This window comes from Intrasporangium sp. (assembly GCF_039812505.1).
Classification (GTDB): Bacteria; Actinomycetota; Actinomycetes; order Actinomycetales; family Dermatophilaceae; genus Intrasporangium_A.
In genome coordinates this window covers 1-8,419 of the sequence record NZ_JBDIAQ010000151.1, presented here as the reverse complement: position 1 = coordinate 8,419, position 8,419 = coordinate 1, and the positions used below count along the sequence as shown (strand labels likewise).

8 protein-coding genes are annotated in these 8,419 nt (G+C 72.2%); 7 read left to right on the top strand and 1 reads right to left on the bottom strand.

The features are described from left to right. From WMI84_RS15220 to WMI84_RS15190, 7 genes are all read left to right on the top strand, one after another. A partial coding sequence (locus WMI84_RS15220; RefSeq protein ID WP_347354622.1) for a hypothetical protein occupies positions 1–441 on the top strand: 441 nt, incomplete at its 5' end. Further along, the gene (locus tag WMI84_RS15215; RefSeq protein ID WP_347354621.1) at positions 438–3,062 is read left to right on the top strand and encodes an ATP-binding protein; all 2,625 of its coding nucleotides are present in this window, start codon (positions 438–440) and stop codon (positions 3,060–3,062) included. The genes WMI84_RS15220 and WMI84_RS15215, both read left to right, overlap by 4 nt. A 1-nt stretch (position 3,063) precedes the next feature. Beyond that, positions 3,064–5,133 carry a hypothetical protein gene (locus tag WMI84_RS15210; RefSeq protein ID WP_347354620.1) on the top strand — a complete coding sequence of 690 codons (2,070 nt, stop codon included), beginning with the start codon at positions 3,064–3,066 and terminating at the stop codon, positions 5,131–5,133. Next, on the top strand, positions 5,126–5,758 hold the full coding sequence (locus WMI84_RS15205; protein ID WP_347354619.1) for a hypothetical protein: 633 nt from the start codon (positions 5,126–5,128) through the stop codon (positions 5,756–5,758). Before WMI84_RS15210 ends, WMI84_RS15205 begins: the two co-directional genes overlap by 8 nt. A gap of 1 nt (position 5,759) precedes the next feature. Continuing rightward, positions 5,760–6,857 (top strand): C40 family peptidase, encoded by a 1,098-nt coding sequence (locus tag WMI84_RS15200; protein WP_347354618.1) that lies wholly within the window; start codon positions 5,760–5,762, stop codon positions 6,855–6,857. After that, the gene (locus tag WMI84_RS15195; protein WP_347354617.1) at positions 6,850–7,539 is read left to right on the top strand and encodes a hypothetical protein; all 690 of its coding nucleotides are present in this window, start codon (positions 6,850–6,852) and stop codon (positions 7,537–7,539) included. Before WMI84_RS15200 ends, WMI84_RS15195 begins: the two co-directional genes overlap by 8 nt. 58 nt (positions 7,540–7,597) lie before the next feature. Next, positions 7,598–8,164, top strand: a complete 567-nt coding sequence (locus WMI84_RS15190) for an HD domain-containing protein (protein WP_347354616.1) — start codon at positions 7,598–7,600, stop codon at positions 8,162–8,164. Here WMI84_RS15190 and WMI84_RS15185 read toward each other — a convergent pair. Next, the coding region (locus tag WMI84_RS15185; protein ID WP_347354614.1) for an NUDIX domain-containing protein at positions 8,132–8,419 on the bottom strand (288 nt) is incomplete at its 5' end. The two genes, WMI84_RS15190 and WMI84_RS15185, sit on opposite strands and share 33 nt — an antisense overlap.

The window sequence follows — 8,419 nt, the reverse complement described above, 5'->3', positions numbered from 1 at the left end:
CCGGTTGATGACGAGATCTACAACGTCAACTCGGTGTGGCTCGGCCCGCCCGGGCGGACCCTGCCGTTTAGGGTCCGGTATGTCGCCTACGCGGTCGGCGCGGTCGTGTTCGTCGCCGTGCAGGTGATCGAGCGGCGCCTCGGGATCGGGCTCGGGTTCTTCTCGCTCGCCTACAGTCTGCTGGCCACGGTCGGGCTGACCAGGCTCATCTTGTCGGTGGTGGACCCGGACCGGCCGCTGGGGGCGGTGCTGGCCGGGTTCGTGCACGAGGTTGGCGCCCCTCGGGCCGATACGCGCGTGTCGGTCCACACGATCCGCCCGGCCCGGGTGCGTGCCGTCCCCGCGCGCCCGGCCCGGGCCCACTCCCGCCGCGAACGCGACACACAGCAGCCGGCGGATACCGGGACCGAGCCGACGCCGACGGTCGGGGGCGGGTCATGAGCAGCGACCGAACCACTCGGCGTGGCGGGAGCGGGTTGGCGTTGCGGCGTATCTGCGGGCACTGCACGGTCACGACGGGCGCGGTGATGGCGTGGTACCGGCTCGGGGCGCAGGGCTGGTCGTTCCGGCCCGACAGCGTCCGGGAGCAGCTGATCATCGACGCCGCGGACGCGCTGGCGCAGCTGTCCCGGCGGGTGGTGCATCTGCGGGTGACGACCCGCCCGTATCCGGTGACCCGGTGGGCCACCGCCCACGACGGCAACGCGCCGGCGCCGTTGCCGGGCTGGCGTGAGCACCTGCTGAGCGACCAGGCGCGCCTGGCGGAGCTGTCCATGGCCGACAAGGAGGTCTACGCCGGGGTGCAGGTGCCGCACCGCAACCCGGTCTGGAAGGCCCTCGGCTCGCTGGCCGCGCCCATCTCGGACCGGGAGGTGACCGCGCTGGAGCCGCGGCTGCGCGCCACCGACGAGCTGATGGCCGCTCCCGGCCTGGAGGCGGTCCCGGTCACTCCGCGGGAGCTGGAGTGGCTGCTGCACCGGTCCTGCTCCCTCGGCCTGCCCGCACCCGTCACGATGGGCGCGGCCGAGCAGGCGAACTGGGACACCGAGGACCTGGGCGAGTTCACCGACCAGGTGCACTGGTGCGCCACCCCGTACGGGCGCACCCTGCGCGTGGTCGGCGAGCACGACGGGCAGCAGGTGACCCGGCACGTGTGCGTCCTGTCCGTCGGGCGGATGACCGACCTGGACATCCCGCCCGGCATCCCGTGGATGCACCGCACCGACCAGCTGCCCTTCCCGGTCGAATGGTCCGCGCGGATCCGGGTCGAGGACCCGGGACGGGTCGGGTCCGCGCTGCGGCGCAACATCCAGAAGATCCGCGCCCAGAAAGACCACTACGAGCTCGAACACCACGAACCCGCGCCGGGCGCGCTGGACCGGCAGGCCGCCCGCGCCCTGGCCGTCGAGGACGAGATCCAGACCGGCCTGTCCGGCCTGGCCACCCGCACCACCGGCTGGTACCGGATCGCCGTCGCCGGGACCAGCGAAGAGCAGGCGCTCGAGCGCGCCAGCCAGCTCCGGCAGCTGTACGCCCCACAGGTCACCATCGCCCGGCCGCTGGACCAGTACGCGGTCGCGCGCGAGTTCATCCCCGGCCAGCCCCTCGGCAGCGTCGCGTACAAGCGGCGGATGCCCGTGACGACCGTCGCGGCGGGGGTGCCGGCCGCGACCGCGGCCGTCGGGGACCGGGTCGGCATCCACCTCGGGCAGACCTGCGGGACCAGCTCCCGGGTGGTCACCTGGGAGCCGTGGCACGCCACCGAGGCAAGCGAGGAGTCCGGGCTGGCCGTGCTGGTCGCCGGCCTGGGTGGCGGCAAGTCCACCGCCGGCGGGGCCATCATCTACCGCACCGTCCTGCAGGGCGTCCCGTGGACGGTGCTCGACCCGTCCGGGCGGCTGACCGCGCTGTGCGCCATGCCCGAGCTGGAGGCCTACTCGCGGCCGGTGGACCTGCTCGACGCGCCCGCCGGGGCGCTGTCCACGTACCGGGTGATCGGCGACCCGCACCGGGCCCACCACGGCGACGAGGCCACCTGGCGGGCCGCGATGGAACAGGCCGAGGACACCCGCCGGCTGCTGACCTCCAGCGTGCTGCGCGCGATGCTTCCCAAGCAGCTGCAAGAGCACGTGCTGACCGAGGTCGCGCTGCTGCGCGCGGTCGGGCAGGTCCCCGCCCGCGTCTGGTCCTGCTGCCAGCAGGTCACCGAGGCCCTCGCGCAGCTGGAGGGTGACAGCGAGCTGGTCCGGCATGCCGGGTACATGGCCGACTTCCTGCGCGAGGCCGCCAAGACCCGCCACGGGCGGCTCATCTTCCCGCCCGGCCGGCCGGTGGACGCTGCCGGGGCCGAGCCGCTGCTGACGGTGTACTCGCTGCGTGGGCTGGCCCTGCCGGACGAGTCCACCGCGGCGTCGGAGGACCTGGACGAGCGGCTGTCGATGTGTGTCATGTACCTGGCCGCCTGGCTGACCCAGCGCGGCATGTACTACGGCGACGTCAACGCCCGCAAGGGCATCTTCATCGACGAGGCGTGGGCGCTGTCCACGTTCTCGACCGGGCGCCGGTTCATCGACCGGGCCGCCCGCGACTCGCGCAAGCACAACACGCGCGTGCTGATGGCCTCGCAGAACCCGGCCGACCTGCTCCGCCTCGACCTGGCCAACCTCGCCTCGGCCGCGTTCATCGGGCGCCTGACCGGTGAGGACGCGCAACGCGACGCGCTCAAGTTCCTGCCCGGCATCCAGCCCGGGCTCGGCTACGAACGCATCTTCGGCACCCTGTCCGCGCCCGCGAAGAACAACAAAACCACCCGCCCCGGCACGGGCGGGAAGGCGAGGCGTGGGGCCCGCGAGTTCGTCTTCAGCGACGGGACCGGCGGCATAGAACGCATCCGCCTGGACCTGAGCGCCCACCCGCGGCTGCTGGCCGCGCTCGACACCACCGCCGACCCCGACAAGACCGGCCAGGCCACCCGGCACCGCGACACCGAAGAGCCCGGCATCGGCACCGGCTCGCTGCTGGGGTCCGAGTGTGCCGAGGACGAGGAGAAGGCGAGCGCCTGACATGCCCACCCACCACAACCCTCGTCGCGCGTCGCTGCGTCGGCTGCGCCGGCTGCTTGTCCTACTCGTGCTGACGATCGGGGCCGGCCTGGTCTGCGCTCCGTCGGCGTCGGCGGCCCCGGCCGCGCCGGCCGCCCCGGCCACTATGACCCGGACGCCTGCGCTGCCGACGGCGCCGTGGGACTGCAAGGACGCCCCGGTCCCGGCGATGCCCGACACGGGCCTGCCCGGCTTCCTCGACCCGGCCCCCACCCCACCCCCACCGGCAGGTGACCCGTGGGCGCACCCGGCCACCTCGAGCATCTACGAGCAGTACGGGTACGCCGGGCTGGCCTGGAACACCTACGACCTGGGCTGCCTGGGCGCCGCCGGCGACCTGAGCGCGAGCGTCGACACGTTCCTCGGCAACGCCTTCCTGAGCGCCGCCACCTCGATCGCGGCCGCCACCAACGGGCTGCACAACAAGATCGCCCACCCGCAGCAGTACATGGCCCCACTCGATCAGGTCGTGGCCACCGTCACCCATCGGCTGCGCGAGGCGATCTGGTCACCCTGGGGCGCGCTCGCGCTGCTCGGGGTCGCCGTGCTGCTGCTGGGCTACTCGCTGCACGGGCGGCTGTCCGCGATCGTCTCCGCGACCGCCTGGGCGCTGCTCGTGCTGGCCGTCCTGTCCGGGATCAGCGCCTACCCGACCCGCGTCGCGAGCTTCTTCGACCACACCGTCACCACCACCATCGGCACCGTCAACCAGGCCAGCGCCGGCATCGCCAAGCCCCAGCCCGGCACCGACCCGACCCGCGCCCAAGGCGCCCTGCTGGTCGACTGCATCCTGTACGACGCGTGGCTACGCGGCCAGCTCGGCGACACCACCAGTCCCGCAGCCACCAAATGGGGGCCGGTCCTGTACCGGGAGGCCGCGTTCAGCCGGGCCGAGGCGAACACTGCCGCGGCCACCCCCGGCGGGGTCAAGAAGATGACCGAGCAGAAGCAGGGCGACTGGGTCGCCACCACCTCGCAGATCCAGGACGCCGACCCGGCCGCCTACGCCCAGCTGCAGGGCAAGGCCCAAGGCCGGGCCGGGACCGGGCTGCTGGCCCTGCTCGGGGTCGCGTTCACCGCGCTGTTCCGGCTCGTGGCGGACCTGTTCCTGTTCACCGGGCTGGTCATGCTGCGGCTGCTGGTCATGTTCTTCCCCGCCGCCGCCGTCATCGGGATCATCGCGCCCATGTCGGCGATCGTGCGCCGGATCGGCAACATGGCCGGCGCCTCGATCATCAACGTGACCGCGTTCGGGATCGGCGCGGCCGTGCACACCGTGCTCGTCTCCGCGATCCTGACCCACGCCACCAGCCTCGGCTCCGGCATCCTGGCCCTGATCCTGTGCCTGGTCGTCACCGCCGCCGCGTTCATCCTGCTGCTGCCGCTGCTGTCGCTGACCAACCTGCTCGGCCGGCCGGCCGGGCACGGCAACCGGCTGCTGCGGGGGCTGCGCCGCGCCGGCACCGACTACCTGATCGGGCGCACCGCCACCCGCGACGGCATCGAACACGCCGACCAACCCACACCCGACCCCAGCCCCGAACAGGCCGGGCGCTACCCACGCGAGGACCGGCCCGCCCGTGACGTCACCCGCACCAACCTGCCCCTCGAAGCCTTCAGCCGCCCACCCGACGACCCACCCGCCGTCGTCACCGAGCAGGCGCCCATCCCCCAGACGCAACGTTCCGTTGGAGCTGGCCATGTGTCTCGAGGGGCGTTGGGGGCCGCAGAGGCCGAGAGCGTCGAAGGACGACAGGCGATCAACCAGGAGCCGGTCGCTGCGGCCACGTCCGAGTCCCGGGCCTCACGTGAGCAGTTCTACGACCCGGCAAACTCGCCACGCCGCGGCAGCGCGCTGGTCGGGGTCCTCGTCGACGAGGTGCCCCCAGGCACACGCGACGCCAGCGTCGTCACGCGTCACGACTCCAACGACGAGATCACCTCCGAGGGCATCGTGCAGCGGTTCTACGATCCGGCCACCAAGACCCTCGTGCGCGCCGAGGACCTGCAGGCAGGTGAGCGCCATGACTGACCTGATCACACGCCTGCTCCGCTGGCCACTTTGGTCCTGGCGCAACCTGACCATCACCGCCGCGGTGCTCCTGGCAGCACTGGCCGGGATCGGGCGCATCGGCGCAGCCCTGCAGCCCGACCAAGCCCCGAGCGCGTCCACGCAGCCAGCCACGGTGATGCCGAGTGCCGGCCCAGCTGCGTCCTCGCCGCCCTCGCCAGCACCGGCAACAAGCACGGCAACGCCAGCAAGTACGCCGACCGAGACGGTGGCCGCGCAGCCGGCCAGCGACTGCGCCCGGGCCGCCGAGGCTTTCCTGCGCGCCTGGGCCAGGCCCACGCTTGCGGCGCCGGCGTGGCTGGCCGGTCTCAGACCGTATGCCGCCGCCTCCCTGCTGGCGGACCTGGCCACCACCGACCCGTCCCGCGTCCCGGCCGCCCGCGTCCTGACCGACCCGCAACCCGTGCACGACAAGCCGGGCGCATCGTTCCGGGTCGTCACCGACGCCGGACCCGTCCTGCTCCACACCGTCACGGCGCACGGCGAGTGCCTGGTCGAGCAGGTCGAACCCGACGACGACGTTCCGGGCGCACCCACCCCACGCCTGACTTCATCCTCACCAGCAAGGTCGAGGAGCGGCGGTTGACATGCCCGCCCCGCTCGTCCTGGCCGCGATCGCCGCCAAACGCCTGCTGTGGCGCCGCATCACACGCCTGCTGCTCGTCTGCCTGCCCGTGCTCGGGGTCGGAGTGCTCGCGCTCGCGCTGCTCGCCGCCCTCGCCGGCGCCTCCGCCCAGCAGGCCCCACCAGCCGGCGGCGCCTGCCCAGGCAGCCGGCTGATCACCAGCACGGCGCTGCCCGACCTGACCGGCGAGCAGTCCAGCAACGCGCGCACCATCGTCGCCGTCGGCCGCGAGCTGCACGTGCCCGCCTACGGATGGGTCATCGCCATCGCCACCGCCCTGCAGGAGTCCCACCTGCGCAACCTGGCCTACGGGGACCGCGACAGCCTCGGCCTGTTCCAGCAACGCGCCGCCTGGGGCCCGGCCGCCGCCCGGATGGACCCCGCCGGCTCGGCGCGGATGTTCTACACCGGCGGCCAGGCCGGCCAGCCCGGGCTGCTGCAGATCCCCGGCTACCAAACCATGCCCCTGACGCGGGCGGCCCAGGCCGTGCAAGCCAGCGCCTTCCCCGACGCGTACGCCAAATGGCAGGCCCTCGCGGCGCGGATCGTCGCCGACCCGAGCGTGCTGTCCGCCGACTGCTACCTAACCGCCGGCCACGACACCAGCGACGACACCCCGGGTGGGAAGGCGGTCGCCGCGGCCCTCACCCAGGTCGGGGTCCCCTACAGCTGGGGCGGTGGAACCACCACCGGACCCAGCGCCGGGTTCGGCACCGGTACCGGGGTGGTCGGGTTCGACTGCTCCTCCCTCGTCCAGTACGCCTGGCACCAGGCCGGCACCGACCTGCCCCGGGTGGCCACCGCCCAAGCCGGCGCCGTTCCCCACGTGCCCCTGCAGCCCGCCACGTGGCGGGCCGGGGACCTGCTCTTCTTCCACGCCCCCGGCGACCCGCCCGGCTTCTACCACCACGTCGGCCTCTACGACGGACACGGCGGCCTGATCCACGCACCCCGCACCGGCCGAACCGTCGAAGTCGTCCACGACTTCCTCACCATCGACTACTTCCACAACGAACTCGCCGCCGTCGGACGGCCTACAGCAGACTTGGGCCATGGGTGACTACACCGACGACCAGATCGAGCGCGAGTTCGGCTCCATCATCGACGGCCTTGACCTGCACGAGCCAGGCGCCGTCGGCGCAGAACTGCGGCCTGCGCTGCGGGTAGAACGGCTCCGAGCTGGCGACGCTGTCCCTCTCGGCGGGAGGGCCCGCTTCCTGATGACCAGCTACGACGGAGATGGGCGGCTGGCCGTGTACGGATGGCGCACCGATCTGCGGATCCAGGCCAGCGGACGCACTGACGTGCCAGGCCTGCACGAGCCCGGAGTGCATCTCGTTGACGAGTGCGACTGGTACACCACCAGCGAGCGGCAAGGCGTCTGGGTCGACATTTCGAGGGTCTGGGTCGAACAGCTGGCCCTGCTGGACGAGATGCCAAGCCCAGGACCGAGCGCGTGGCTACAAGGCATCGTCGAGAACCACAACGCACCCGTCCTGGAGTCCTTGCACCAGGTGCCGGGGCGCCACCACCTGACCGGCGCCCGAGTCGTGTACGACCGTGGCGACGGTACCCTCGAGCACGACCTGCGCGCCGCCGCGCCCGCGCTCATGGGAGACGACGGCACCCTCGTCGTCCCTGTCGTCACCGAACGCCACTGGTACCGCTGGACCGACCACGAGTACGGCCGGGACTACCGGCCCGTGCGCGCCCTGCCAGCAGCACGACTCTGGGTCGAGTGACCATTCAAGTGCACACGACTCCGAGGGAGTGCAGCATCCCGGCAAGTACCGTTGGGGAATGGCCGACCCCCGACTCGCTCCCGCAGTCGAGCTGGCGCGCCGGTACCTCGCCGGCATCGAACCGCGGTGGAGCCACGTCCAAGCGGTCGGTCGAACTGCCGAAGCCATCTGCCAAACGCACAACGTCGGGATCGACCTTGCCGCCGCCGCATGGCTGCACGACATCGGCTACGCGCCACAAATCGCGCAGACCGGGTTCCACCCCCTCGACGGAGCCCGATACCTGGCCAGCATCGGCGCCACCGATCTCGTCGTCTCTTTGGTCGCGCACCACTCCGGCGCCACGTTGGAGGCCGAGGAACGCGGCCTCGGGCCTGAGCTCACCGAGTTCCCCGAACCACCGAGCGACATCGCCGACATCCTCACGCTGGTCGACATGACCATCAGCCCCGACGGGCGACCGATCACTATCGACGAACGGCTCGACGAGATCCTCACCCGCTACCCCGAGAACGATCCAGTCCACCGCGCGATCCAGCGGTCAGGGCCCGTACTGCGGGAAGCCGCGGCTCGCGCAGCCAAGCGGCTCGGTCTAGCCGATGTAAGGGGTATCCCGGTCCTCTAACGCGTGCTGGATCCGCAACCGCATCGACGGATGCAACTTCAGGCCCCCCAAGTCGGCAGGGTCGACCCACTCCACCGCCCTGGACTCACTGCTCGTGCGTGCCTCGCCGCCAATTAGCTTGGCCCGGAAGGCGATCGAGAACTGCTGACGAACCTCACCATCGTCATACGCCATGACATGCCGCGGGTTCGTGTACAGCCCCGTCACCCGCTCGACCTGAACGTCGTAGCCGGTCTCCTCCTTGACCTCGCGGAC

Coding starts and splice junctions, on each gene's coding strand:
- WMI84_RS15215 (WP_347354621.1), top strand. CDS start 438: ATGAGCAGCGACCGAACCACTCGGCGTGGCGGGAGCGGGTTGGCGTTG.
- WMI84_RS15210 (WP_347354620.1), top strand. CDS start 3,064: ATGCCCACCCACCACAACCCTCGTCGCGCGTCGCTGCGTCGGCTGCGC.
- WMI84_RS15205 (WP_347354619.1), top strand. CDS start 5,126: ATGACTGACCTGATCACACGCCTGCTCCGCTGGCCACTTTGGTCCTGG.
- WMI84_RS15200 (WP_347354618.1), top strand. CDS start 5,760: ATGCCCGCCCCGCTCGTCCTGGCCGCGATCGCCGCCAAACGCCTGCTG.
- WMI84_RS15195 (WP_347354617.1), top strand. CDS start 6,850: ATGGGTGACTACACCGACGACCAGATCGAGCGCGAGTTCGGCTCCATC.
- WMI84_RS15190 (WP_347354616.1), top strand. CDS start 7,598: ATGGCCGACCCCCGACTCGCTCCCGCAGTCGAGCTGGCGCGCCGGTAC.